This is a genomic window from Methylobacterium amylolyticum (assembly GCF_030700245.1).
In the GTDB taxonomy this organism is placed as follows: domain Bacteria; phylum Pseudomonadota; class Alphaproteobacteria; order Rhizobiales; family Beijerinckiaceae; genus Methylobacterium.
This window is the reverse complement of record NZ_JAUYZI010000039.1, coordinates 37,025-59,916: the sequence shown is the minus strand read 5'-3', so window position 1 is coordinate 59,916 and position 22,892 is coordinate 37,025. Positions and strand designations below refer to the sequence as shown.

Sequence of the window (22,892 nt, the reverse complement as noted above, 5' to 3'; positions counted from 1 at the left end):
CAAGGGAATCGCTTCAGGTTAACGGCGGGGTCTTCGGGTTCTGTCGGATGAGGGTTTCGAGGTAGTCCGGGTCGAGGTTGGCGAGCTTTCTTCGGACCTTGAGGCTGTGGCGGTCGTGGGGGGCGCGCACGAGGTTCATGGCCATGTGGCGGACCACGGCCATGTTCTGCGGACCCGATCCAGTGCGCAGGCGGACGAGGTCGTCGTGGAAGACGACGTCGAGCACCCAGTGCAGGCGGTTCTCGATGTGCCAGTGGGCGCGCACGGCGGCGGCGAAGGTCTTGGCATCGAGCTTGACCGAGGCGAGGTAGTAGCGGCGTTCGCACTCGATCCTGCCGGCGCGTTCGACCTGTGTCTCGACCATGCCGATCATCGCCAGATGGGGCATGTGCGGCTCGTGCGGGTAGCGGCGATCCGAGCCGATCCAACTCACGTCGTGGCAGACGCTGTGGCGGCGGTGTTCGAGGCGACCGTGGTCGTTGTCGACGGTCTGGTGGGTGTCGGCGATCAGGTCGCCCGGAGCGGCGAAGAAGCGCACGACGTCGTCGTGGGTGGCGGGGCGGTTGCCTTTGAGGGCGAGCAGGTAGTCGCCGCCCCGGGCCACGATGGTCTCGGCGATGGCGGTCTGGGTGCCCATCGCGTCGATCGTGACCAGCGCGCCCCGGAGTTCGAGCCGCTCCAGCAGGCGCGGGATGGCGGTGATCTCGTTGCTCTTGTCGGCGACCGCCTCCTGGCCGAGCACGAGGCGCTGGCGGGAGGCCCAGGCCGAGACGGTGTGCAGGGCGGCCCGGCCCTTGGTCTTGGCGTGGCAGCGCCGGGAGGTCTTGCCGTCGATGGCGATGAGATCCGGCTCGACCGCGCGCAGGCGCTCGACCCAGGCCGTGAAGCAGGTCTTGAAGAGGTCGGCGTCGAGCGCGTTGACGACGTCGTTGAGGGTGTCGTGGGCGGGCAGGCCGCGGTCGTACGGGAGGAAGCGGCGCAGGAAGTCCAGGCGCCGCTCGCCCCACAGCCGGATCTCGACGAAGTCGTCCATGCCGCACAGCGTGGCGCACAGCACCAGCAGCAGGATCTCGGGCAGCGGGTAGATCACCCGCCAGCGCTGGCGCGGGTCGGTCAGGGTCGAGAAGTGGTCGAGGATCGACAGCGAGGACGGCATCGGCGGCTCCGCAGACGCAAAGCCCGCCGTGAATCACAAACCTCAGCCCCCCGCAGCACCGCTCCCAAGCCAAAGCCAAAAAGCTGAAGCGATCGCCCTGGGCGCGGCCGCCCCCGCGGTTGACCCGGCCGCGCGCCCGGCGGCAATGTCCCGCGGCCGCGCGACGGGCGCGGTCTGGCCCCCGGACGGACATGCGCCCAGCCCTCGCCCTGACGGTCCTGCTCGCCTTCGCCGCCCCCGCCCTGGCCCAGCAGCCAGCCCCGGACTCGGAGCCGGCGCCCCGTCCGAAGCGGGTCGCGCCGCAGCCGCGAAAGGCCCGGGCTCCCGCCCAGCCGATCACCGTTTACGATGCGCGGATCGAGGCCGGGGACCTGCGGGTCTCGGGCTCCGTGCGCAAGCCGGGCGCGATCGTGGTGCTCGACGACGACATGTCGATCCAGGCCGACCGGCGCGGGCAGTTCGTCTTCCGGCTTCCCTACCGGCCGCCGACCTGCGTGATCACCCTGAAATCCGAGCCCGACGAGCGCGAGGCGGTGGTCGCCAACTGTGCCCCCGAGGGCCCGGCCGGCCCGCCCGGGCCGCAGGGCGCCGTCGGCCCCTCCGGCCCGGCGGGCGAGGCCGGCGCACCGGGCCTGCGCGGCGAACCCGGCCCCAAAGGCGAGCCCGGTCCGAAGGGCGAGGCGGGTCTCAAGGGCGAAGCCGGCGCGAAGGGGGAGACCGGTCCCAAGGGTGATCCGGGGCTTAAGGGTGATCCAGGACTCAAGGGCGATGCGGGACCGAAGGGCGAGACCGGCCCGCGCGGGGAAGCGGGCACCTCCGGCGTGGCCGCCGGTGTGTCCGCATTGCCGTCCGCCTCGCCTGTGCGCCGGCTGCGGCGCTCCGACTGCTCCGGCGGCTGCGCCGTCGCCTGCGAGGACGGCGAGGTGCTGGTCGCGGCCCGCTGCCTGAAGGCGGGCGCACCGGCCTACGAAGGGGAGGGGGCCTCCTGCCCGCCGGAGGCCGCCGGCATCGTCGGGTTCTGCACGAGCCCGTGAGACGAAAGGGACGGGAGGGGCGCGCCGGCCGGCGCGTTCAGAGCCCGCGCTCGCGCAGCCAGTCGAGCATCCCGGCGGCCGCGGCCCGGCCGCCGGCGAAGGCGCCCTGCAGCAGGTAGCCGCCGGTCGGCGCCTCCCAGTCCAGCATCTCCCCGGCCAGGAACAGGCCGGGCCGGGCCCGCAGCATCCCGCGGGCGTCGAGGTCCCCGAGCCGCACCCCGCCCGCCGTCGAGATCGCCCGGTCGAGCCCGAAGGGGGCGTCGAGCCGCAGCGGGACCGCCTTGATCAGCCCGGCCAGCGCCTCCGGGGCGGCGGGCGGCGCGCCCGCCTCGCGCAGCAGGCCGGCGGCGACCGGCGACAGGCCCGCGGCCTTGCGCAGCCGGGTCGACAGGGAATCGCCGGGCCGGGCCGCCGCGAGGCGTCGGGCCAGGGCGTCGGGGGTCAGGTCGGGTCGCAGGTCGACCTGGAGCACCGTCGAACCCTTCGCCGCGATCGCCTCCCGCAGGCGCCGCGACAGGGCGTAGACCGCCCCGCCCTCGATGCCCGCCCCGCTCACCACCGCCTCGCCGCGGACCGCGACGCCGTCGTGGCTCAGGGCGACCCGCTTGAGCGGCGCGCCGGAGAATTTCGTCCGGAACGGCTCGGACCATGCGACCGCGAAGCCGGCATTGGCCGGGCGCAGCGGCGCGACCTCCGCGCCGAGACCTGCGAGAAGCGGCACCCACGCCCCGTCGGAGCCGAGGCGCGGCCAGCTCGCGCCCCCGAGCGCCAGCAGGGCGGCGGCGGGGCGGAGGCGCAGCCGGTCGTCCGGATGCTCGACGATCAGGGCGTCGCTCTCCAGGCCCACCAGCCGGTGGCGCACCCGGATCCGCACGCCGAGCCGGTCGAGGCGGGCGAGCCACGCCCGCAGCAGCGGCGACGCCTTGAAGCTCTCGGGGAAGACCCGCCCGCTCGACCCCACGAAGGTCGGCTGCCCGAGATCGGCCGCCCAATCCCGCAGCGCCTGGGGCGGGAAGGCGGTCACCGCCGCGTCGAGGCTGCCGGGCGGGTGGTAGCGGCCGAGGAACGCCGGCAGGGGCTCGCTGTGGGTCAGGTTGAGACCGCCTCGGCCGGCGATCAGCAGCTTGCGGCCCGGCGAGGGCATGCGCTCGTAGACGGTGACCGCGCGCCCGGCCACGGCCAGGACCTCGGCGGCCGCGAGCCCGGCGGGGCCGCCGCCGACCACCGCGATCCCGCCCTTCCGCCCATCGTCCCGCTCACTCGGCATGCGCCCGCAGAGCCGCAGCCCGCCCGCCTGTCAAGCGCGATGCAGGGCCCGACCGGGGCGCATCGGGGATCGATCCGCCGGCCGCCCTTGATTCGCCCCCTTCTGCCGCTTAACTCGCCGGCATCGGCTGCGGGCCCCTCTGGCGGACGCTCTGCGTGAGCGTCCGTGATGTCGGAGCCGATGCTTTCCGCCCCGGAAGGAGCATCAGGTCCCGCGCATGAGCGATCTCTTGACCATTGAATGGCTCGGCAAGCCGCTGTGGATGTGGCTCGGCTTCCACGTCCTGATCGCGGCCCTGCTGGCCTTCGATCTCGGGCTGCTGCACCGGGATAAGGAGCACGAGATCGGGGTGCGCGAGAGCCTGGGGCTGACGGGCTTCTACCTCGCCCTCGGCCTCGCCTTCGGCGGCTGGGTCTGGTGGTATCTCGGGCCCCAGGCCGGCGAGGAATACGTCACCGGCCTCGTGGTCGAGAAGTCGCTGTCGATGGACAACGTCTTCGTCATCGCCATGATCCTGACGGCGCTCGGTATCCCGCGGGTCGCCCAGCACCGGGTGCTGCTCTGGGGCATCCTCGCCGCCCTGGTGCTGCGCGGCCTGATGATCGGGCTCGGCGCCGCCCTGGTGCATCAGGTGCACTGGGTGCTGTCGCTGTTCGCGGCCTTCCTGATCTACGCCGGCCTCAAGATCTTCTTCTCCGGGCCTGAGGAGGAGAGCGACTTTAGCGACAGCGCCTCGGTGCGCTGGATGCGCAAGACGTTCCGGATCACCCCGGAGTTGCATGGGCAGAGCTTCGCCGTCCGGCTCCCCGACCCGAAGACCGGCCGACGGGTGCTGTGGTTCACCCCTCTGGCGCTGGCGCTGGTGCTCGTCAACGGCGCCGACGTGATCTTCGCCGTCGACAGCGTGCCGGCGATCTTCGCGATCACCACCGACACCTTCGTGGTCTACACCTCCAACATCTTCGCCATCCTCGGCCTGCGGGCGCTCTACTTCGCGCTCGCGGCGATGGTCGACCGCTTCGCGTACCTGAAGACGGCGCTGGCGCTGATCCTGATCTTCATCGGCGCCAAGATCGTGGTTGCCGACACGTTCGGCCTGCTGCACGTGCCGCCGTGGGTGTCGCTGGTGGTCACGCTGGCCCTGCTCGCGTTCGGCGTCGTCTACAGTTTGTGGCGCACCCGGGGCGAGCCCCCGGCCGAGGCCGTCTCCGCGCATCCCCACCGGGCGACGTGACCGGACGGCGACCGGGCTCGCCCCGGTCGCCAAGAAAATTTTGTGCAACGCAAAAGATTATTTCGACCCTCCTTACCACATAATTGCGCGCACCATGCATCCGGCGCATGGCGCGGCCGGAGAATGGGCGGAAGCCTGCGCCCTAAAGGATGCATAATAAGCCGTCCGTCCTCGTGACACGACATTATGCTGCAATGCAGCAACGACAGAGCGCAACGCACAAAACCATGCTTCACTCCGGTCGTCGGCCCCACCAGGCCGCCCGACCCGGAGATGTTCCATGCGCCCGACCCAGATCCTCGTCCTGACGGCCCTCGCCACGGCCGCGCTCGCTCCCGCGGCCGCCACTGCCGACGACGCCCTTCACCTCACACCGCCGCTCTACCGCGATCAGATCCAGGCCGCCCGCGTCGGTCGCGCCGCGCCGAGCACCACGCCGCAGCCGGTGCCGGCCCCTGTGCCGGTCGCCGCCCGCACCGCGCCCGGCGCCCTGGCCTCCGCCCGGTAAACACAACCCGACGCGGCGTCGGGACACCGACGCCGTCCGAGGCTCCGGACCGCCGGTCGCCCCACAGCCCGCGGAGGATCCCGTAACTCCCTGAAGGGCCGCAGCATACCGATATTGGTCGAGGGCAGCGCGCGGCGAGCGTCGCAAGACACTCGCGGCCCGACCGTGCGGAGGGTCCGCGGCAAGTCGTATCCCGGTTCGATACCAGCACGGCGCAACGGCGACGGCTCGCCGAGCCCGCGTACGGCACCTCGCGGTGCGGCGGCTCCGAGCATCCGTCACGACCCGATGCGGAAGCTCCGGGCGGACTCGACAGATCTGCTGGTAAGGTAGACGATGGCGCGGGCGACGGGGCTCGAACCCGCGACCTCCGGCGTGACAGGCCGGCACTCTAACCGACTGAGCTACGCCCGCGCGGGCGGCCGCCTCAAGGGGCTCCGTGGCCCGGCGACGAGGCGGGGTTTATGGGGGGGGCGTGCCGCTGTCAAGCGCGGCCGCGGCGGTTTCCGCGCCGGGTGCGGACTGCGCGGATCCGTCGTGTTGCCGGAGCGCCGGAGGCCCCCATTTCATTCCCGCTGGCGCGTGGTTTGTGCGACGCGCAACGCCATTGTCATGGGGCGGCGGCTCGACTAAGCCTCCGGCCGAACGCAACCTGGCATAAGAACAATTCCACCGGGGACGCCGTCCGGCCTCTGGCCGCCGGCCTCCGGGGGTCTCGCGGGACTTCTTGGCATGACCGGACTGCTGGCGGACTACCTGCCGCTCATCGTGTTCATCGGCGTCGCGCTGTTCATCGCCGCCGCGCTGCTCGTCGTGCCGTTCCTGGTGGCGTACAAGGCGCCCGACCCGGAGAAGCTCTCGGCCTACGAGTGCGGCTTCAACGCCTTCGACGACGCGCGCATGAAGTTCGACGTGCGCTTCTACCTCGTGGCGATCCTGTTCATCATCTTCGACCTGGAGGTCGCCTTCCTGTTCCCGTGGGCGATCACGTTCGGCGACCTCGGCTGGTTCGGCTTCTGGTCGATGATGATCTTCCTCGGCGTGCTGACGGTGGGCTTCGTCTACGAGTGGCGCAAGGGCGCCCTCGAGTGGGACTGAGCCCCGGACCCGCCGCACATCCGACCGTTCTCTGAGGCGCCGATGGCCCTGATCACCGACACACACCGCACCCCGGCGGTCGCCCCCCAGCCGAAGGGGATCATCGACCCGAACACCGGCCGCCCGATCGGCGCCGACGACCCGACCTTCCTGTCGATCAGCGACGAGCTGGCCGACCGCGGGTTCCTGCTCACCAACGCCGACGAGCTGATCAACTGGGCCCGGACCGGCTCGCTGATGTGGATGACCTTCGGGCTCGCCTGCTGCGCCGTCGAGATGATGCAGATGTCGATGCCGCGCTACGATTGCGAGCGCTTCGGCTTCGCCCCGCGCGCCAGCCCGCGCCAGTCCGACGTGATGATCGTCGCCGGTACGCTGACCAACAAGATGGCCCCGGCGCTGCGCAAGGTCTACGACCAGATGCCGGAGCCGCGCTACGTCATCTCGATGGGCTCCTGCGCCAACGGTGGCGGCTACTACCACTACTCCTACTCGGTGGTGCGCGGCTGCGACCGGGTGGTGCCGGTGGACATCTACGTGCCGGGCTGCCCGCCGACCGCGGAGGCGCTGCTCTACGGCGTGCTTCTGCTCCAGAAGAAGATCCGCCGCACCGGCACGATCGAGCGCTGAGGCGGAGCCATGAGCAACGGCATCTCCATCCTGCCCCACACGCAGGCCGAGGGCGGCGAGGCGGCGCTGCGGACGCTGGCCGAGCGGATCACCGGCGCCCTCGGGCCGGCGGTGGTGTCGCACGCGCTGGCGTTCGGCGAACTGACCCTCGTGGTCCAGGCCTCGGACATCGTCTACGCGCTGACCTACCTGCGCGACGATCCGGCCTGCGCGTTCCGCTGCTTCATCGACATCTGCGGCGCCGATTACCCCCAGCGGGACAAGCGCTTCGACGTGGTCTACCACCTGCTCTCGATGCGCCACAACGCGCGGATCCGGGTGAAGGTGCAGACCGACGAGACGACGCCGGTCCCCTCGGTGATCGAGGTCTTCCCGGCCGCGAACTGGTTCGAGCGCGAGGCCTACGACCTCTACGGCATCCTGTTCTCGGGCCACCCCGACCTGCGCCGCCTGCTGACCGATTACGGGTTCGAGGGTCACCCGCTACGCAAGGACTTCCCGCTGACCGGCTTCGTGGAGGTTCGCTACGACCAGGACCAGGCGCGGGTCGTCTACGAGCCGGTGCAACTGACGCAGGAGTTCCGGAACTTCGACTTCCTCTCGCCGTGGGAGGGCACCGACTACGTGCTGCCCGGCGATGAGAAGGCTTGAGGGCGAATAGCGAATAGTGAGTAGCGAATAGGGGGTGATCGTGGAACGACCTGCGATCACGTCCTACAGGGATCTGAAGGTTTGGCAGGAGGCTATGGCGCTGGCCGAGGCATGTTACGGAGAGACGCGGGAATTCCCGCGCGAGGAGATGTTCGGCCTGACCGCACAGATCCGCCGCGCGGCAACCTCCGTCGCCGCGAACATCGCCGAAGGCCATGGCCGCGAGACCGGAGGATCCTTCGTTCAGTTCCTCCGCGTGGCGCAGGGTTCGCTCAAAGAATTGGAAACGCACATCATTCTGTCCGATCGCGTGGGCCTTCTGGCAGCGGCGCGTGCGGAACCGCTTCTCGGGCGTTGCGAGGAGATCGGAAAGATGCTGCGCGCGCTGATCCGCGCGCTTCAGAAACAAGAGGGGAGCCGGTAGGGATCCGATGATGACGCTGCACCCCTACTCCCTACTCGCTACTCGCTACTCGCTTTCCGGCGGAGCCGGCCTATGACCGAGCACAACATCCGCAACTTCGCGATCAACTTCGGGCCGCAGCACCCGGCGGCGCACGGGGTGCTGCGCCTCGTGCTGGAACTCGACGGCGAGGTGGTCGAGCGGGTCGATCCGCATATCGGCCTCCTGCACCGCGGCACCGAGAAGCTGATCGAGCACAAGACCTACGTCCAGGCGACGCCCTACTTCGACCGGCTCGACTACGTGTCGCCGATGAATCAGGAGCACGCCTTCTGCCTCGCGATCGAGAAGCTCGCCGGGATCGAGGTGCCGCGCCGGGCCAAGCTGATCCGGACGCTCTACTGCGAGATCGGCCGGCTGCTCTCGCACCTGCTCAACGTCACCACGCAGGCGATGGATGTCGGCGCGCTCACGCCCCCGCTCTGGGGCTTCGAGGAGCGCGAGAAGCTGATGATCTTCTACGAGCGCGCCAGCGGCGCGCGGCTCCACGCCAACTACTTCCGGCCCGGCGGCGTCCACCAGGACCTGCCGCCCAAGCTGATCGACGACATCGACGCGTTCTGCGATCCGTTCCTCAAGGTGGTCGACGACCTCGACGACCTCGTGATGGCCAACCGCATCTTCAAGCAGCGCAACGTCGACATCGGCATCGTGTCGGTGGACGAGTGCATGGCCTGGGGCTTCTCGGGCGTGATGGTGCGCGGCTCCGGCATCCCGTGGGACCTGCGCAAGTCGCAGCCCTACGAGGCCTACGATGAGATGGAGTTCGACATCCCCGTGGGGAAGAACGGCGATACCTACGATCGGCAGGTGATCCGCATGGAGGAGATGCGGGAGTCGACCAAGATCATGAAGCAGTGCTGCGCCAAGCTGCGCGAGCCCGCCGGCCAGGGACCGATCGCGGCGATCGACGGCAAGTTCGCCCCGCCGCCGCGCCGGGAGATGAAGCGCTCGATGGAGGCGCTCATCCATCACTTCAAGCTCTACACCGAAGGGTTCCACGTGCCGGCCGGCGAGGTCTACGCCGCGGTCGAGGCTCCCAAGGGCGAATTCGGCGTCTATCTGGTCTCGGACGGCTCCAACAAGCCGTACCGCTGCAAGATCCGGGCGCCGGGCTTCGCGCACCTGCAGGCGATGGACTGGATGTGCCGCGGGCACCTCCTGGCCGACGTGTCCTGCGTGCTCGGCACGCTCGACATCGTGTTCGGCGAAGTGGACCGGTGACGTAGAGATGGCAAACCGCAGACTGGCGCCGGCGTCGGAGCAGCCCGAGAGCTTCGCGTTCACCCCCGAGAACACGGAGTGGGCGCAGAACCAGATCGCCAAGTACCCGGAGGGGCGGCAGGCTTCGGCGGTGATCGCGCTGCTGTGGCGGGCCCAGGAGCAGCACGGCGGCTGGCTGCCGCAGAAGGCGATCGAGGCGGTGGCCGACGAACTCGGCATGCCCAAGATCCGCGTGCTGGAGGTGGCGACCTTCTACACGATGTTCGCCCTGGAGCCGGTCGGCCGGTTCTGGATCCAGCTCTGCGGCACGGTCCCCTGCGATTCCTGCGGTGCCCGCGAGCTGAAGGGGATGTTGGAGAAGCGCCTGGGGCCGCCCGGCCACGTCTCGGCGGACGGCAATTTCTCCTGGCTGGAGGTCGAGTGCCTCGGCGCCTGCTGCAACGCGCCGATGGTGCAGATCAACCAGGACTATTACGAGGATCTGACACCCGAATCCCTGTCGAAGCTGATGGACGACCTCGCCGCCGGCCGCCCGGTCAAGCCCGGCCCGCAGGCCGGCCGTCGCGCCTCCGAGCCGGCGGGTGGGGCCGACACGCTCACCGACCCGACGCTGTTCGACGGCTCGCGGGTCGGGGCGTGGCGCAAGCGCTTCGAGGACACGCACAAGCCCGAGGACGCGAATTCCAAGACCGGCGAGGCCGCCTCCAGCGCGCAGCAGGCCGCCACCGCCCCGAAGCCCGCCAAGCCCGACGCCGGGCGGCCGGTGGAGCGCCCGGCCTCCGACGCGCCGGCCCAGCGCGCGGCCGAGGGCAAGGAGCCGGTCAAGCAAGAGGACAATGCCGACGCCGCCGAGCCCCACCGCTCGACGGCCGAGCGCGGGGCCGCGCCGGACAAGCCCGCGGCCGCGGGCGAGGCGGCCCCGGGCGAGCACGGCCACCAGGGCGCGCACGATCGCGACGAGCCCCCGCAGCAGCCGGAAGCATCCGGCGCGAGCGAGGGCGAACTGGCGGCCGAGGCCGAGGCGGCGCGCGTCGCCGGTGCCCTGGCCAAGCTGCCGAAGGACGCCTCGCCGGAGCAGAAGGCCGACGCGGTGGGCACGCGCCCGCCCGGCCTCGACGCCGCGCGGGCCGGGTCACCGGACGACCTCACCCGCATCAAGGGCATCGGTCCGGGCAACAGCCAGCGGCTCAACGGGCTCGGCATCTACCATTTCGACCAGATCGCCGCCTGGACCCGGGACGAGATCGCCTGGGTCGGCACCTACCTCGCCTTCCCGGGGCGGATCGACCGGGAGGACTGGGTCGGGCAGGCCAAGGCGCTGTCGGGCACGGGGCAGTGAGGACCTGACATGCTGTCGGATCAGGATCGCATCTTCACCAACCTCTACGGCGAGCACTCGCCGGGGCTCGAAGCCGCCAAGAAGCGCGGCGCCTGGGACGGGACCAAGTTCCTCCTGGAGATGGGCCGCGACTGGATTATCGAGGAGATGAAGGCCTCGGGGCTGCGCGGCCGCGGCGGCGCCGGCTTCCCGACCGGCCTCAAATGGTCGTTCATGCCCAAGAAGTCGGACGGGCGGCCGCACTACCTCGTCGTCAACGCCGACGAGTCGGAGCCCGGCACCTGCAAGGACCGGGAGATCATGCGGCACGACCCGCATCTCCTGATCGAGGGCTGCATGCTGGCCTGCTGCGCGATGGGCGCGCACGCCTGCTACATCTACATCCGCGGCGAGTACGTGGCCGAGAAGCATGCGCTCCAGGCCGCGGTGGACGAGGCCTACGCCGCCCGGCTCGTCGGCCAGTCGAACGTCCACGACTACCCGTTCGACATCTACGTCCACCACGGAGCCGGCGCCTACATCTGCGGCGAGGAGACGGCGCTTATCGAGAGCCTGGAGGGCAAGAAGGGGATGCCGCGGCTCAAGCCGCCGTTCCCGGCCAACATGGGCCTCTACGGCTGCCCCACCACCGTTAACAACGTCGAGTCGATCGCGGTCGCCGGCACCATCCTGCGCCGCGGCGGCGCGTGGTTCGCGGGCTTCGGCGCCAAGAACAACACCGGCACCAAGCTCTTCTGCGTCTCGGGGCACGTCAACAAGCCGTGCAACGTCGAGGAGGAGATGGGCATCACCTTCCGCGAGCTGATCGACCGCCATTGCGGCGGCATGCGCGGCGGCTGGGACAATCTGCTCTGCTCGATCCCCGGCGGCTCGTCGGTGCCGCTGGTGCCGGCCGAGCAAATCATCGACGCCAAGATGGACTTCGACACCCTGCGCAACCTCGGCTCCGGCCTCGGCACCGCGGCGGTGATCGTGCTCGACAAGTCGGCCGACATCGTCTCGGCGATCACCCGGATCAGCTACTTCTACAAGCACGAGTCCTGCGGCCAGTGCACGCCCTGCCGCGAGGGCACCGGCTGGATGTGGCGGGTGATGACGCGCATGGCGGAAGGCCGCGCCCAGCGCCGCGAGATCGACATGCTGCTCGAAGTCACCAAGCAGATCGAGGGGCACACGATCTGCGCGCTCGGCGACGCCGCGGCGTGGCCGATCCAGGGGCTGATCCGCCACTTCCGCCCGGAGATCGAGCGGCGCATCGACCGCTACAGCGCCAATCCGCACTCCGACCCCGTGCCGATGGCGGCGGAGTGATGTCATGGCCGATCAGCCGGACAACCTGATACTCGTCTTCCTGCGGCGCATCGACGAGAAGGTCGATCGTCTCAGCGATGACATTCGTGAATTGAAAGGCCGCATGGCCGCCGTCGAGGAGAACTTGGCCGGCGTCCATCGGCGGATCGACCGGGTCGAGCTTCGCATCGAGCGCATCGAGCGCCGCCTCGACCTCGCCGATGCCCCGCACTGAGATGACGCGATGACAAAAATCCTCGTCGACGGCACCGAGGTCGATGTCCCGGCCGAGTACACCCTGCTCCAGGCGTGCGAGGCGGCCGGCGCGGAGATCCCGCGCTTCTGCTTCCACGAGCGGCTGTCGATCGCCGGCAACTGCCGCATGTGCCTCGTGGAGCTCAAAGGGGCTCCGAAGCCGGTGGCGTCCTGCGCCTACGCGGTGAAGGATTGCCGCCCCGGCCCGAACGGCGAGCCGCCGGAGGTGCTGACGCGCTCGGGGCTGACGAAGAAGGCCCGCGAGGGGGTGATGGAGTTCCTCCTCATCAACCATCCCCTCGACTGCCCGATCTGCGACCAGGGCGGCCATTGCGACCTGCAGGATCAGGCGATGGCCTACGGCGTCGACTCGACCCGCTACCGCGAGAACAAGCGGGCGGTCGAGGAGAAGCATATTGGCCCGCTGATCCGCACGGCGATGAACCGGTGCATCCACTGCACCCGCTGCGTGCGCTTCCTCGCGGAGGTGGCAGGCGTGCCCGACCTCGGCGCCATCGGCCGCGGCGAGGACATGGAGATCACGAGCTACCTGGAGCAGGCCATGGCCTCGGAGCTCCAGGGCAACGCCGCCGACCTGTGCCCGGTCGGCGCGCTGGTGCACAAGCCGCAGAGCTACAACGTCCGTCCCTGGGAGCTGAACAAGACCGAGTCGGTCGACGTGATGGACGCGGTCGGCTCGTCGATCCGCGTCGACACCCGCGGCCGCGAGGTCATGCAGATCGAGCCGCGGATCAACGAGGACATCAACGAGGAGTGGATCTCCGACAAGACGCGCCACTGCGTCGACGGCCTGCGGATGCAGCGTCTCGACCGGCCGTACCTGCGCGAGAACGGACGCCTGCGCCCCGCCACCTGGAGCGAGGCGTTCGGGGCGATCGCCGCGCGGGTGAAGGCGGCGGATCCGAAGCGGATCGGCGCGGTCGTCGGCGATCTCGCCGGCGTCGAGGAGATCTTCGCGCTGCGTGAGCTGATGCGCGCCCTCGGCACGCCGAACCTCGACTGCCGCCAGACCGGCGCCGGCCTCGACCCGGCCCACGGCCGCGCGAGCTACGTCTTCAACCCGACCATCGCCGGGATCGAGGGCGCGGACGCGATCCTGATGGTGGGCGCCAACCCGCGCACCGAGGCGTCGCTCCTCAACGTGCGCATCCGCAAGCGCTGGCGCATGGCACCGCTCGCGGTCGGCGTGATCGGCGAGGCGGTCGACCTCACCTACCCGAGCCACTACATCGGCGCCGGCCCGGACTCGCTGGCGGCGCTGGCCCGGGGCGAGCACAGCTTCCTCGACACGCTCAAGGCAGCGAAGGCACCGCTGATCATCGTCGGAGCCGACGTGGAGCCCGGCGTGCTGGCCGCCGCGGCGAAGCTCGCCGGGGATCTCGGCGCGGTCACGCCCGAGTGGAACGGCTTCGGCGTGCTCCATACGGCCGCCGCCCGGGTCGGCGCCCTCGATCTCGGCTTCGTGCCGGGGGCGGGCGGCCTGACCTTCGCGGGCATGCTGGAGGCCGGCGCGCTCGATGTGCTGTTCAATCTCGGCGCCGACGAGCGCGACGTCGCCCCCGGCGCCTTCTTGATCTACCAGGGCACACACGGCGACCGGGGCGCGTCGCGCGCCGACGTGATCCTGCCGGGCGCCGCCTACACCGAGAAGAACGCCACCTACGTCAACCTGGAGGGCCGGGTTCAGGCCGCCAATCGCGCCGGTTTCCCGCCGGGCGACGCCCGCGAGGACTGGGCGATCCTGCGCGCCCTGTCCGAGGTGCTGGGCCACCGGCTGCCGTTCGACTCGCTGACCGCGCTGCGCAAGGCGCTCTACGCCGCCCACCCGCACCTCGCGGCGGTCGGCGCGGTAGAGCCGGGCGACGTGGCCGGCGCGGTCGCGGTGCTGGCGGGCCTCGGCGACAGCGCGGGCGGGGCCGCCTTCGCCTCGCCGGTGGCCGACTTCTATCTCACCAACCCGATCGCCCGCGCCTCGCGGGTGCTGGCCGAGTGCTCGCGGCTCGCCCGCGAGCGCGCCGGCCAGGCGCAGCCGCTGGCCGCGGCGGAGTAGGAGCGCCCGATGACCCCGCTCGAGATCCTCGGGACCGTGCTCCTGCTCGTGCTCAAGAGCTTCGTGCTCCTGGCGGCGCTGCTCGTGTTCATCGCCTACGCGCTGCTCGCCGACCGCAAGATCTGGGCGGCGGTGCAGCTCCGGCGCGGCCCGAACGTCGTCGGCCCCTTCGGCCTGTTCCAGTCGTTCGCCGACCTGCTGAAATTCGTGCTCAAGGAGCCGGTCATCCCGGCGGGTGCCAACAAGGCGATCTACCTGCTCGCGCCGCTCGTCTTCGCGATGCTGGCGCTGTCGGCCTGGGCGGTGATCCCGCTCGCCGATGGCTGGGCGATCGCCGACATCAACGTCGGCATCACCTACATCTTCGCGATCTCGTCGCTCGGGGTCTACGGCGTGATCATGGGCGGCTGGGCGTCGAACTCGAAATACGCCTTCCTCGGAGCGCTCCGCTCCGCTGCCCAGATGATCTCCTACGAGGTCAGCCTCGGCTTCGTGATCATCTGCGTGCTGCTCTGCGCCGGCTCGCTGAACCTGACGCGCATCGTGCTCGCACAGGACACGGCGCTCGGCCTGTTCGGCTGGTACTGGCTGTGGCTGTTCCCGATGTTCATCGTGTTCTTCGTCTCGGCGCTCGCCGAGACGAACCGTCCGCCCTTCGACCTGCCCGAGGCCGAGTCGGAGCTGGTGGCGGGCTACATGGTCGAGTACTCCTCGACCCCGTACCTGCTGTTCATGCTCGGCGAGTACGTGGCGATCATGACCATGTGCGCGCTGGGGACGGTGCTGTTCCTCGGCGGCTGGCTCTCGCCGATCCCGTTCGCGCCCTTCACCTGGGTGCCGGGCCTGATCTGGTTCGTGCTAAAGGCGAGCTTCCTGTTCTTCATGTTCGCGATGGTGAAATCCATCGTGCCCCGATACCGCTACGACCAGCTCATGCGGCTCGGCTGGAAGGTGTTTTTGCCGTTGTCCCTCGTGTCGGTGGTGGTCGTGGCCTTCGTCCTGAAGCTCACCGGCCTCGCCCCCGGCGCCTGACGTCACGAGATTTGGAGATCGGAGCATGAAGCTCGATCAGATCGCCAGGAGCCTGCTCCTGAAAGAATTCGTGTCGGGGATGATCCTCGGCATGCGGTACTTCTTCAAGCCGAAGGCGACGATCAACTATCCGTTCGAGATGGGTCACCGCGGTCCCCGCTTCCGGGGCGAGCATGCCCTGCGCCGCTACCCGAACGGCGAGGAGCGCTGCATCGCCTGCAAGCTCTGCGAGGCGATCTGCCCGGCGCAGGCCATCACCATCGAGGCGGGGCCCCGGCGCAACGACGGTACCCGGCGCACCACCCGCTACGACATCGACATGGTGAAGTGCATCTACTGCGGCATGTGCCAGGAAGCCTGCCCCGTGGACGCGATCGTCGAGGGGCCGAACTTCGAGTTCTCGACCGAAACCCGGGAAGAGCTGCTCTACGACAAGCAGAAGCTGCTCCTGAACGGCGACCGCTGGGAGCGCGAGATCGCCCGCAACATCGCGATGGACGCGCCTTATCGCTGAGGCGGGCCGGGGCGCGGTTGTGCCCCCACCGGCCGGGTTCTATAGACGGGGCCGCTCCGGCGGCCCGACGCCACCGTGACAGAAGGGGCCGCGTCAGCGGCCGAGCGCGACCCCCGCATGACCGCAGCAGCCGCCTTCTTCTACCTGTTCGCGAGCCTCGCTGTGGCCTCGGGCTTCATGGTGATCGCCGCGCGCAATCCCGTCGCCTCGGTGCTCTTCCTGATTTTGGCCTTCGTCAACGCGGCCGGGCTGTTCGTGCTGATGGGCGCCGAGTTCCTCGCGATGATCCTCGTGGTCGTCTACGTCGGCGCGGTCGCGGTGCTGTTCCTGTTCGTGGTGATGATGCTCGACGTGGACTTCGCCGCGCTCCGCCAGGGCTTCCAGGACTACCTGCCGATCGGCGGCCTGATCGGCGCGGTGTTCCTCGTCGAGCTGCTGCTGGTGGTGGGCACGTGGAGCATCGACCCGGGCCTCGTGCAGGCGCCGCTGGGCAACGTCGCCTCCGGCGAGAACCTGACCAACGCCCAGGCGCTCGGCCGGGTGATCTACACGGAATACGCCTACTTCTTCCAGATCGCCGGCCTGATCCTGCTCGTGGCGATGATCGGCGCGATCGTGCTGACGCTGCGCGACCGGCCGGGTGTCAAGCGCCAGAACATCACCGTCCAGAACAATCGCACGCAGCAGGCGGCGGTCGAGACGCGCAAGGTGCCCTCGCGGCAGGGCGTCGAGGTCTGAGGCGGGCGGGGGGAATCGAACGATGATCGGCCTGAGCCACTACCTGACGGTCGCCGCGATCCTGTTCACGATCGGCGTGCTCGGCATCTTCATCAATCGCAAGAACATCATCGTCATCCTGATGTCGGTCGAGCTGATCCTGCTCGCGGTCAACATCAATCTCGTCGCCTTCTCGACGCATCTGAACGACATCACCGGTCAGGTCTTCGCCCTGTTCGTGCTGACCGTCGCGGCGGCGGAGTCGGCGATCGGGCTGGCGATCCTGGTGGTGTTCTTCCGCAACCGCGGCTCCATCGCGGTCGAGGACGTGAGCATGATGAAGGGCTGAGGCGTCCCGCTTCGCCCTTCCCCTGAACGCGCGGGCGGCGACGCCGTCCCGCGAGGCCGGACTGCAAGAGCACGATGTATCACGCGATCGTCTTCTTCCCGCTCATCGGCGCCCTGATCGCCGGCCTGTTCGGCCGGCTCATCGGGACGAAGGCCTGCGAGTACATCACCACCTCGCTCCTCGCCTTCACGGCGCTGATCGCCTGGGGCGTATTTCTCGACGGCGGCCACGCCGAGCGGGTGCAGGTGGCGCACTGGTTCTCGGCCGGCGACTTCACGGTCGACTGGGCCTTCAAGGTCGACACCCTGACCCGGGTGATGCTGGTGGTCGTCACCACGGTCTCGACCCTCGTGCACCTCTACTCGATCGGCTACATGGAGGAGGATCCGCACCGGCCGCGGTTCTTCGCCTACCTGTCGCTGTTCACCTTCGCCATGCTGATGCTGGTGACGGCCGACAACCTCGTGCAGATGTTCTTCGGCTGGGAAGGCGTCGGCCTCGCGAGCTACCTGCTGATCGGCTTCTGGTACGAGAAACCCTCGGCCAACGCCGCGGCGATGAAGGCGTTCATCGTCAACCGCGTCGGCGATTTCGGCTTCTCGCTCGGCATCTTCCTCGTCTTCGTCCTGTTCGGCTCGGTCGCCTTCGACGGGATCTTCCCGAAGGTCGACGAGGTCAGCAAGCTGACCTTCCACTTCCTCGGCTACGACTGGAACGCCATGACGCTGGCGTGCCTGCTCCTGTTCATGGGGGCGATGGGCAAGTCGGCGCAGTTCCTGCTGCACACGTGGCTACCGGACGCGATGGAGGGCCCGACCCCGGTCTCGGCGCTGATCCATGCCGCGACGATGGTCACCGCCGGCGTGTTCATGGTGGCGCGCCTGTCGCCGCTGTTCGAGGTCGCCCCCAATGCCCTGATCGTGGTGACGGTGATCGGCGGCATCACCTCGTTCTTCGCGGCCACGATCGGGCTCGTGCAGAACGACATCAAGCGGGTGATCGCCTACTCGACCTGCTCGCAGCTCGGTTACATGTTCGTCGGCCTCGGGGTGGGCGCCTACGCCACCGGCGTGTTCCACCTGTTCACCCACGCCTTCTTCAAGGCGCTGCTGTTCCTGGGCGCCGGCTCGGTCATCCACGCGATGCACCACGAGCAGGACATGCGGAACATGGGCGGCCTGCGCCCCTACATTCCCTTCACCTGCGCGATGATGGCGATCGGCTCTCTCGCGCTGATCGGCTTCCCCTTCACCGCCGGGTACTACTCGAAGGACGCGATCATCGAGGCGGCCTACGCCTCGACCCGCCCGGGCCACACGCTCGCCTTCCTGTGCACGGTGATCGCGGCGTTCTTCACCTCGTTCTACTCCTGGCGCCTGTTCTTCCTGACCTTCGAGGGTCCGGCCCGCTGGGGCGCGCACGCCGCCCACGCGCATCAGGACGCCCACCACGCCGTGCCGGCGGTGGCCCATTCCGTGGCCGCGCACGCGGCCGACGGCCCCCCCGGCCACACCGAGGGCGTCGCCCACGACGACCGCGGCCACGACCTCGAGCCGGCGCACAAGAGCGACGTGGTGGCCGACGATCATCACGGCCACGGGCACCACGGCGACCACACCCCGCACGAGAGCCCGCTGGTGATGACCCTGCCGCTGGCGGTCCTCGCCTTCGGCGCCCTGTTCGCCGGCCTGATCTTCAAGGACCGCTTCATCGGCGAGGGCATGGAGGCGTTCTGGGGCCACGCGCTGGCGCATGGTCCTGAGAACCACATCATGCACGAGATGCACCACGTGCCGGCACTCGTGGCCTATTCCCCGCTGGTGATGCTGACCCTCGGCTTCGTGCTCGCGTGGTGGATGTACATCAAGCGTCCGGAACTGCCGAGCGCGCTCGCTGCCCAGCAACCGGTGCTGTACCGCTTCCTGCTCAACAAGTGGTACTTCGACGAGATCTACGATCGGATCATCGTCCGTCCAACAAAGGACTTCGGCATCTTCTGCTGGCGGACGCTCGACATCAAGATCATCGATGGCTACGGGCCCAACGCCATCGCTTCGCGGGTGCTCGACGTGGCCCGCGGCGCCGTCCGGTTCCAGACCGGCTACCTCTACCACTACGCCTTCGTCATGCTCATCGGCGTGGCGGGCCTGATCAGTTGGTACATGATGTCCGGCTTGCCGAAGGGAACGCACTGATGCTCGGGCTCGGCATCCTCTCCGGGCTGTTGATCGTCCCGCTGTGCGGCGCGGCCTTTCTGCTGACGCTGAACGGCGACGAGGCCACGGTCGCCCGCAACAGCCGCTGGGCGGCGCTGGCCACCACGGTCGTGACCTTCCTGCTCTCGCTGGTGGCGTGGAGCCGCTACGACACAACCTCGGCGGCCTACCAGCTCGTCGAGAGCCACCCGTGGCTCACCGAGACCATCCGGTTCAAGCTCGGCGTGGACGGCTTCTCGATGCCGCTCGTCCTGCTCACCACCCTCCTCATGCCGATCTGCATCGGCGCCTCCTGGGTCGGCATCCAGACCCGGTTGAAGGAGTACTTCGTCGCGTTCCTCGTCCTCGAGACGATGATGATCGGCGTGTTCGTCTCGCTCGATCTCGTCGTGCTGTACCTTTTCTTCGAGGGCACCCTGATCCCGATGTTCCTCATCGTGGGCATCTGGGGTTCGAAGGGGCGGATCTACGCGACGTTCAAGTTCTTCTTCTTCACCCTGTTCGGCTCGGTGCTGATGCTGCTCGGCGTCATCGCCATGTACTGGGAGGCCGGCACCACCGACATCCCGCAGTTGCTGCAGCACCGCTTCCCCGCCCACATGCAGACGTGGCTGTGGCTTGCGTTCTTCGCGGCCTTCGCGGTGAAACTCCCGAAATGGCCACTGCACACGTGGCTCCTGGACGCCCACGTCGAGGCGCCCACCGCCGGCTCGGTGATCCTGGCGGGCGTGCTCCTGAAGATGGGCGGCTACGGCTTCATCCGGATCTCGTTGTCGATGCTGCCGCTGGCCTGCCGCGAGTTCGCGCCGCTGGTGTTCGCGCTGGCCATCTGCGCCATCATCTTCGCCTCGGTGGCGGCGATGATGCAGACCGACATCAAGAAGCTCGTGGCCTACTCCTCGGTCGCCCACATGGGCTTCGTCACGCTCGGCCTGTTCACCATGACCGAGCAGGGCATCCAGGGCGCGTGGTTCCTGATGATCTCACACGGGCTGGTGTCGAGCGCGCTCTTCCTCAGCGTCGGCGTGCTCTATGACCGGATGCATACCCGCGAGATCGCCGCCTACGGCGGGCTGGTGAAGCGCATGCCGCTCTACGCCGTCGCGATGATGGTATTCACCATGGCCAACGTCGGCCTGCCCGGCACGTCCGGGTTCATCGGCGAGTTCCTCGCGATGGTCGGCGCGTTCAAGGCCAACCCCCACGTCGCGTTCTTCGCCGTCTTCGGCATCATCCTGTCGGCCTGCTACGCCCTGTGGGTCTACGCCCGTGTGGTGTTCGGCAAGCTGGAGAAGCCGAGCCTTCGGAACATCAAGGATCTGGACACCCGCGAGATGCTGATGCTCGGACCGTTGGTCGCGCTGATCATCTACTACGGCGTGCACCCGGGACCGATTCTCGACACATTCGCTCCGTCTACCGACGCGCTGATGGTGAGCATGAAGGCGGCCCTGTCCAACACCCAGACCGCGGCGGCCGCGCTGCCGGTCCCGCGCTGAGCCGCCCGATGCCGACCGTTCACTCCGTCCTACCCTCGCTCGCCCCGCTGATGCCCGAGATCATCCTCGGGGTCGGCGTGATGCTCCTGATCCTCTACGGCGCGTGGCGCGGCGAGCGCTCCGCCGAGAGCGTCAGCATCGGCGCGCTGGTGCTGCTCCTCGTCGCCCTGTCCGTCGTCCTGTCCCAGCCCACGCAGGGGCGGATCACCACCCTGTCCGGCGCCTTCGTCTCCGACACCTTCGCAAAGGTGATGAAGACGCTGGTGCTGCTGGGCTCCTCGGCGACGATCCTGCTCGCCCACGACTACTTCCGCCGCGAGCGCATCGAGCGCTTCGAGTTCCCTGTGCTGATCGTGCTGTGCACCATCGGCATGATGGTGATGGTCTCGGCCAACGACCTGATCGCCCTCTATCTCGGGCTGGAGCTGCAATCGCTCGCCGCCTACGTCATCGCCGCGATCCACCGCGACGACGTGAAGTCGACCGAGGCGGGGCTGAAGTACTTCGTGCTCGGCGCCCTCTCGTCGGGCATGCTGCTCTACGGCGCCTCGCTGCTGTACGGCTTCACCGGCACCGTCTCGTTCCCCGGCATCGTCTCGGCGCTGAACGAGAACGCGGGCTTCGGCGCCATGCTCGGAATCGTGTTCGTCGCGGCCGGCGTATGCTTCAAGCTGGCGGCGGTGCCGTTCCACATGTGGACGCCGGACGTCTACGAGGGCTCGCCGACACCGGTCACCGCCTTCTTCGCCTCGGCGCCGAAGATGGCGGCGGTCTCGATGACCGTGCGGGTGTTCATCGGCGCGCTGCCGGACGTAACCGCGATCTGGCAGCAGATCTTCATCTTCGTGGCGATCGCCTCCATGGCGCTCGGCTCGTTCGCGGCCATCGGCCAGCGTTCGATCAAGCGCCTGATGGCCTATTCCTCGATCGCCAACATCGGCTACGCCCTGATCGGGCTCGCCGCCGGCACCGAGCAGGGGATCAGCGGGCTGGTCATCTACATGGTGATCTATCTCGCGATGACGCTCGGCGCCTTCGCGATCATCCTGTCCCTGCGCCGCCGCGACGTGATGTTCGAGTCGATCGACGACCTGTCAGGGCTGTCGCGCACCCATCCGTGGCTCGCCTTCTGCCTCGCGATGATGATGTTCTCGCTGGCCGGCATCCCGCCGCTGGCGGGCTTCTTCGCCAAGTTCTACGTGTTCGCAGCCGCCATCAAGGCGGGGCTGGTGACGCTGGCGGTGATCGGCGTGGTCACCAGCGTGGTCGGCGCTTTCTATTACCTGCGCATCGTCAAGATCATGTACTTCGACGAGGCGAAGGAGCCCTACGAGGCGATGGCGCCGGGCCTGCGCGTGGTGCTCGCCCTGTCGAGCGTCGTGGTGATGCTGTTCTTCCTGGTGCCGGGGCCGCTCGTCGGCGTGGCAGGCCGGGCGGCCAAGTCGCTGTTCTAGAGTGCTCTCCGCCGACGTGGCTGCCGGTTCGGCGCAAGAGGGCACGGCACAGCGGGGACCGTCGGCGTACCGCCTCGGCGAGGCGGCGCGGGCAGGGGGGCATCGCCTCCACGTCCACGACCGCCTCGGCTCCACCAACACGGAAGCGCTGGAGCGGGCGCGCGCCGGCGAGGCCGGCCCGCTCTGGGTCGTGACCCGCAGCCAGGAGGCGGGACGCGGCCGGCGCGGGAACGCCTGGGCCTCGCTCCCCGGCAACCTCGCGGCGAGCGTGCTGTGGCCGGTGCCGCGGGTCGCGCCGGAGCATCTCGCCGAACTCGGCTTCGTGGCGGGCCTCGCTCTGGTCGGCGCGATCGAAGCCGCCTGCGGCACCCTGCCGGACTGGGATGGAGCGGATCCCGCACGATCTGTGCGGCTGAAGTGGCCGAACGACGTGCTGCTCGGTCACGGCAAGCTCGCCGGGCTGCTGCTGGAGGCCGAGACGCTTCCGGGCGGGCGGCGCGCGGTGGTCATCGGCTTCGGCGTCAACGTCGCGGCGGCCCCCGAGGGCTTGCCGGCCAAGCCGCAGCCCACATGCCTCGCCGCGATGGGTTACGCGGGCGGCGCGGAGACGCTACTGGAGCACCTCTCCGACCATCTGGCCGCGCAGGCGCGCGCCTGGGACGGGGGACGGAATTTCTCGCTCGTGCGCGCGCGCTGGCTCGCGCGGGCCGCGGGTCTCGGGTCCGAGATCGCGGTGACGAGCGGCGGGCAGATCCTGCGGGGTCTGTTCGAGACGATCGACGAGGGGGGGCGGCTCGTGATCCTCGGCCCCGACGATAGCCGGCGCATCGTGACCGCCGGCGAAGTGCATTTTGGAACGGCCGCGACGGCGGCGTGATGTTGGACGACGAT

At 69.3% G+C, this 22,892-nt stretch carries 22 protein-coding genes and 1 tRNA gene; 20 read left to right on the top strand and 3 right to left on the bottom strand.

The window, feature by feature from the left end; translation table 11 throughout:
• Positions 1 to 13: 13 nt before the first annotated feature.
• Positions 14 to 1,156 (bottom strand): ISAs1 family transposase, encoded by a 1,143-nt coding sequence (locus Q8W71_RS23685; RefSeq protein WP_305527267.1) that lies wholly within the window; start codon positions 1,154 to 1,156, stop codon positions 14 to 16.
• Between the two features lie 191 nt (positions 1,157 to 1,347).
• Between Q8W71_RS23685 and Q8W71_RS23680 the strand changes: the two genes are divergently transcribed.
• Entirely contained in the window at positions 1,348 to 2,190 is an 843-nt protein-coding gene (locus Q8W71_RS23680; protein ID WP_305527874.1) for a collagen-like protein, read from the top strand.
• A 37-nt stretch (positions 2,191 to 2,227) separates the two neighbouring features.
• On the opposite strand, the gene Q8W71_RS23675 is transcribed toward Q8W71_RS23680, so the two are convergent.
• Complete coding sequence (locus tag Q8W71_RS23675) at positions 2,228 to 3,457, bottom strand: TIGR03862 family flavoprotein (protein WP_305527873.1); 1,230 nt, start codon at positions 3,455 to 3,457, stop codon at positions 2,228 to 2,230.
• A gap of 217 nt (positions 3,458 to 3,674) precedes the next feature.
• On the opposite strand from Q8W71_RS23675, the gene Q8W71_RS23670 reads away from it, so the two are divergent.
• Both Q8W71_RS23670 and Q8W71_RS23665 read left to right on the top strand, forming a co-directional pair.
• The gene (locus tag Q8W71_RS23670; protein WP_305527872.1) at positions 3,675 to 4,691 is read left to right on the top strand and encodes a TerC family protein; all 1,017 of its coding nucleotides are present in this window, start codon (positions 3,675 to 3,677) and stop codon (positions 4,689 to 4,691) included.
• Between the two features lie 280 nt (positions 4,692 to 4,971).
• The gene (locus tag Q8W71_RS23665; RefSeq protein WP_305527871.1) at positions 4,972 to 5,199 is read left to right on the top strand and encodes a hypothetical protein; all 228 of its coding nucleotides are present in this window, start codon (positions 4,972 to 4,974) and stop codon (positions 5,197 to 5,199) included.
• Positions 5,200 to 5,536: 337 nt separating this feature from the next.
• On the opposite strand, the gene Q8W71_RS23660 is transcribed toward Q8W71_RS23665, so the two are convergent.
• Positions 5,537 to 5,613: transfer RNA gene (locus tag Q8W71_RS23660), tRNA-Asp, on the bottom strand.
• A gap of 318 nt (positions 5,614 to 5,931) precedes the next feature.
• Between Q8W71_RS23660 and Q8W71_RS23655 the strand changes: the two genes are divergently transcribed.
• The 17 genes from Q8W71_RS23655 to Q8W71_RS23575 all read left to right on the top strand — a co-directional run bounded on the left by Q8W71_RS23655 (position 5,932) and on the right by Q8W71_RS23575 (position 22,878).
• Positions 5,932 to 6,297 (top strand): NADH-quinone oxidoreductase subunit A, encoded by a 366-nt coding sequence (locus Q8W71_RS23655; protein ID WP_305527870.1) that lies wholly within the window; start codon positions 5,932 to 5,934, stop codon positions 6,295 to 6,297.
• 42 nt (positions 6,298 to 6,339) lie between these two features.
• Positions 6,340 to 6,927: a NuoB/complex I 20 kDa subunit family protein gene (locus Q8W71_RS23650; RefSeq protein ID WP_305527869.1), complete on the top strand. Its 588-nt coding sequence runs from the start codon at positions 6,340 to 6,342 to the stop codon at positions 6,925 to 6,927.
• 9 nt (positions 6,928 to 6,936) lie between these two features.
• The gene (locus tag Q8W71_RS23645) at positions 6,937 to 7,578 is read left to right on the top strand and encodes an NADH-quinone oxidoreductase subunit C (protein WP_305527868.1); all 642 of its coding nucleotides are present in this window, start codon (positions 6,937 to 6,939) and stop codon (positions 7,576 to 7,578) included.
• A 40-nt stretch (positions 7,579 to 7,618) separates the two neighbouring features.
• Positions 7,619 to 8,002, top strand: a complete 384-nt coding sequence (locus Q8W71_RS23640; RefSeq protein ID WP_305527867.1) for a four helix bundle protein — start codon at positions 7,619 to 7,621, stop codon at positions 8,000 to 8,002.
• 72 nt (positions 8,003 to 8,074) lie between these two features.
• Complete coding sequence (locus tag Q8W71_RS23635; protein WP_305527866.1) at positions 8,075 to 9,265, top strand: NADH-quinone oxidoreductase subunit D; 1,191 nt, start codon at positions 8,075 to 8,077, stop codon at positions 9,263 to 9,265.
• A 7-nt stretch (positions 9,266 to 9,272) separates the two neighbouring features.
• On the top strand, positions 9,273 to 10,604 hold the full coding sequence (nuoE, locus tag Q8W71_RS23630) for an NADH-quinone oxidoreductase subunit NuoE (RefSeq protein ID WP_305527865.1): 1,332 nt from the start codon (positions 9,273 to 9,275) through the stop codon (positions 10,602 to 10,604).
• A 9-nt stretch (positions 10,605 to 10,613) separates the two neighbouring features.
• Positions 10,614 to 11,915: an NADH-quinone oxidoreductase subunit NuoF gene (nuoF, locus tag Q8W71_RS23625; RefSeq protein WP_305527864.1), complete on the top strand. Its 1,302-nt coding sequence runs from the start codon at positions 10,614 to 10,616 to the stop codon at positions 11,913 to 11,915.
• Positions 11,916 to 11,919: 4 nt separating this feature from the next.
• Positions 11,920 to 12,129 (top strand): hypothetical protein, encoded by a 210-nt coding sequence (locus tag Q8W71_RS23620; RefSeq protein WP_305527863.1) that lies wholly within the window; start codon positions 11,920 to 11,922, stop codon positions 12,127 to 12,129.
• Between the two features lie 9 nt (positions 12,130 to 12,138).
• A complete protein-coding gene (gene nuoG, locus Q8W71_RS23615) occupies positions 12,139 to 14,220 on the top strand; it encodes an NADH-quinone oxidoreductase subunit NuoG (protein WP_305527862.1) in 2,082 nt (693 codons plus the stop codon).
• A gap of 9 nt (positions 14,221 to 14,229) precedes the next feature.
• Positions 14,230 to 15,252, top strand: coding sequence for an NADH-quinone oxidoreductase subunit NuoH (gene nuoH / locus Q8W71_RS23610; RefSeq protein ID WP_305527861.1), 1,023 nt, complete (start codon positions 14,230 to 14,232; stop codon positions 15,250 to 15,252).
• 25 nt (positions 15,253 to 15,277) lie between these two features.
• Entirely contained in the window at positions 15,278 to 15,766 is a 489-nt protein-coding gene (nuoI, locus tag Q8W71_RS23605) for an NADH-quinone oxidoreductase subunit NuoI (RefSeq protein ID WP_305527860.1), read from the top strand.
• A 117-nt stretch (positions 15,767 to 15,883) separates the two neighbouring features.
• Positions 15,884 to 16,504: an NADH-quinone oxidoreductase subunit J gene (locus tag Q8W71_RS23600; RefSeq protein ID WP_305527859.1), complete on the top strand. Its 621-nt coding sequence runs from the start codon at positions 15,884 to 15,886 to the stop codon at positions 16,502 to 16,504.
• Positions 16,505 to 16,526: 22 nt separating this feature from the next.
• Positions 16,527 to 16,832 carry an NADH-quinone oxidoreductase subunit NuoK gene (nuoK, locus tag Q8W71_RS23595; RefSeq protein ID WP_305527858.1) on the top strand — a complete coding sequence of 102 codons (306 nt, stop codon included), beginning with the start codon at positions 16,527 to 16,529 and terminating at the stop codon, positions 16,830 to 16,832.
• A gap of 74 nt (positions 16,833 to 16,906) precedes the next feature.
• On the top strand, positions 16,907 to 19,027 hold the full coding sequence (nuoL, locus tag Q8W71_RS23590; protein WP_305527857.1) for an NADH-quinone oxidoreductase subunit L: 2,121 nt from the start codon (positions 16,907 to 16,909) through the stop codon (positions 19,025 to 19,027).
• Entirely contained in the window at positions 19,027 to 20,547 is a 1,521-nt protein-coding gene (locus tag Q8W71_RS23585) for an NADH-quinone oxidoreductase subunit M (RefSeq protein ID WP_305527856.1), read from the top strand. The genes nuoL and Q8W71_RS23585 overlap by 1 nt, the downstream gene beginning before the upstream one ends.
• An 8-nt stretch (positions 20,548 to 20,555) precedes the next feature.
• Complete coding sequence (nuoN, locus tag Q8W71_RS23580; protein WP_305527855.1) at positions 20,556 to 22,001, top strand: NADH-quinone oxidoreductase subunit NuoN; 1,446 nt, start codon at positions 20,556 to 20,558, stop codon at positions 21,999 to 22,001.
• 16 nt (positions 22,002 to 22,017) lie between these two features.
• Positions 22,018 to 22,878, top strand: coding sequence for a biotin--[acetyl-CoA-carboxylase] ligase (locus Q8W71_RS23575; RefSeq protein ID WP_305527854.1), 861 nt, complete (start codon positions 22,018 to 22,020; stop codon positions 22,876 to 22,878).
• Positions 22,879 to 22,892: the final 14 nt, after the last annotated feature.

What these genes read in the sequence shown, in the direction of transcription:
- Q8W71_RS23600 (WP_305527859.1), top strand. Translation starts at nt 15,884, where the DNA reads ATGACCGCAGCAGCCGCCTTCTTCTACCTGTTCGCGAGCCTCGCTGTG.
- Q8W71_RS23620 (WP_305527863.1), top strand. Translation starts at nt 11,920, where the DNA reads ATGGCCGATCAGCCGGACAACCTGATACTCGTCTTCCTGCGGCGCATC.
- Q8W71_RS23665 (WP_305527871.1), top strand. Translation starts at nt 4,972, where the DNA reads ATGCGCCCGACCCAGATCCTCGTCCTGACGGCCCTCGCCACGGCCGCG.
- Q8W71_RS23585 (WP_305527856.1), top strand. Translation starts at nt 19,027, where the DNA reads ATGCTCGGGCTCGGCATCCTCTCCGGGCTGTTGATCGTCCCGCTGTGC.
- Q8W71_RS23655 (WP_305527870.1), top strand. Translation starts at nt 5,932, where the DNA reads ATGACCGGACTGCTGGCGGACTACCTGCCGCTCATCGTGTTCATCGGC.
- Q8W71_RS23675 (WP_305527873.1), bottom strand. Translation starts at nt 3,457, where the DNA reads ATGCCGAGTGAGCGGGACGATGGGCGGAAGGGCGGGATCGCGGTGGTC.
- Q8W71_RS23685 (WP_305527267.1), bottom strand. Translation starts at nt 1,156, where the DNA reads ATGCCGTCCTCGCTGTCGATCCTCGACCACTTCTCGACCCTGACCGAC.
- nuoE (WP_305527865.1), top strand. Translation starts at nt 9,273, where the DNA reads ATGGCAAACCGCAGACTGGCGCCGGCGTCGGAGCAGCCCGAGAGCTTC.
- nuoI (WP_305527860.1), top strand. Translation starts at nt 15,278, where the DNA reads ATGAAGCTCGATCAGATCGCCAGGAGCCTGCTCCTGAAAGAATTCGTG.
- Q8W71_RS23650 (WP_305527869.1), top strand. Translation starts at nt 6,340, where the DNA reads ATGGCCCTGATCACCGACACACACCGCACCCCGGCGGTCGCCCCCCAG.
- Q8W71_RS23635 (WP_305527866.1), top strand. Translation starts at nt 8,075, where the DNA reads ATGACCGAGCACAACATCCGCAACTTCGCGATCAACTTCGGGCCGCAG.
- nuoK (WP_305527858.1), top strand. Translation starts at nt 16,527, where the DNA reads ATGATCGGCCTGAGCCACTACCTGACGGTCGCCGCGATCCTGTTCACG.
- Q8W71_RS23680 (WP_305527874.1), top strand. Translation starts at nt 1,348, where the DNA reads ATGCGCCCAGCCCTCGCCCTGACGGTCCTGCTCGCCTTCGCCGCCCCC.
- nuoL (WP_305527857.1), top strand. Translation starts at nt 16,907, where the DNA reads ATGTATCACGCGATCGTCTTCTTCCCGCTCATCGGCGCCCTGATCGCC.
- nuoF (WP_305527864.1), top strand. Translation starts at nt 10,614, where the DNA reads ATGCTGTCGGATCAGGATCGCATCTTCACCAACCTCTACGGCGAGCAC.
- nuoG (WP_305527862.1), top strand. Translation starts at nt 12,139, where the DNA reads ATGACAAAAATCCTCGTCGACGGCACCGAGGTCGATGTCCCGGCCGAG.
- nuoH (WP_305527861.1), top strand. Translation starts at nt 14,230, where the DNA reads ATGACCCCGCTCGAGATCCTCGGGACCGTGCTCCTGCTCGTGCTCAAG.
- nuoN (WP_305527855.1), top strand. Translation starts at nt 20,556, where the DNA reads ATGCCGACCGTTCACTCCGTCCTACCCTCGCTCGCCCCGCTGATGCCC.
- Q8W71_RS23645 (WP_305527868.1), top strand. Translation starts at nt 6,937, where the DNA reads ATGAGCAACGGCATCTCCATCCTGCCCCACACGCAGGCCGAGGGCGGC.
- Q8W71_RS23670 (WP_305527872.1), top strand. Translation starts at nt 3,675, where the DNA reads ATGAGCGATCTCTTGACCATTGAATGGCTCGGCAAGCCGCTGTGGATG.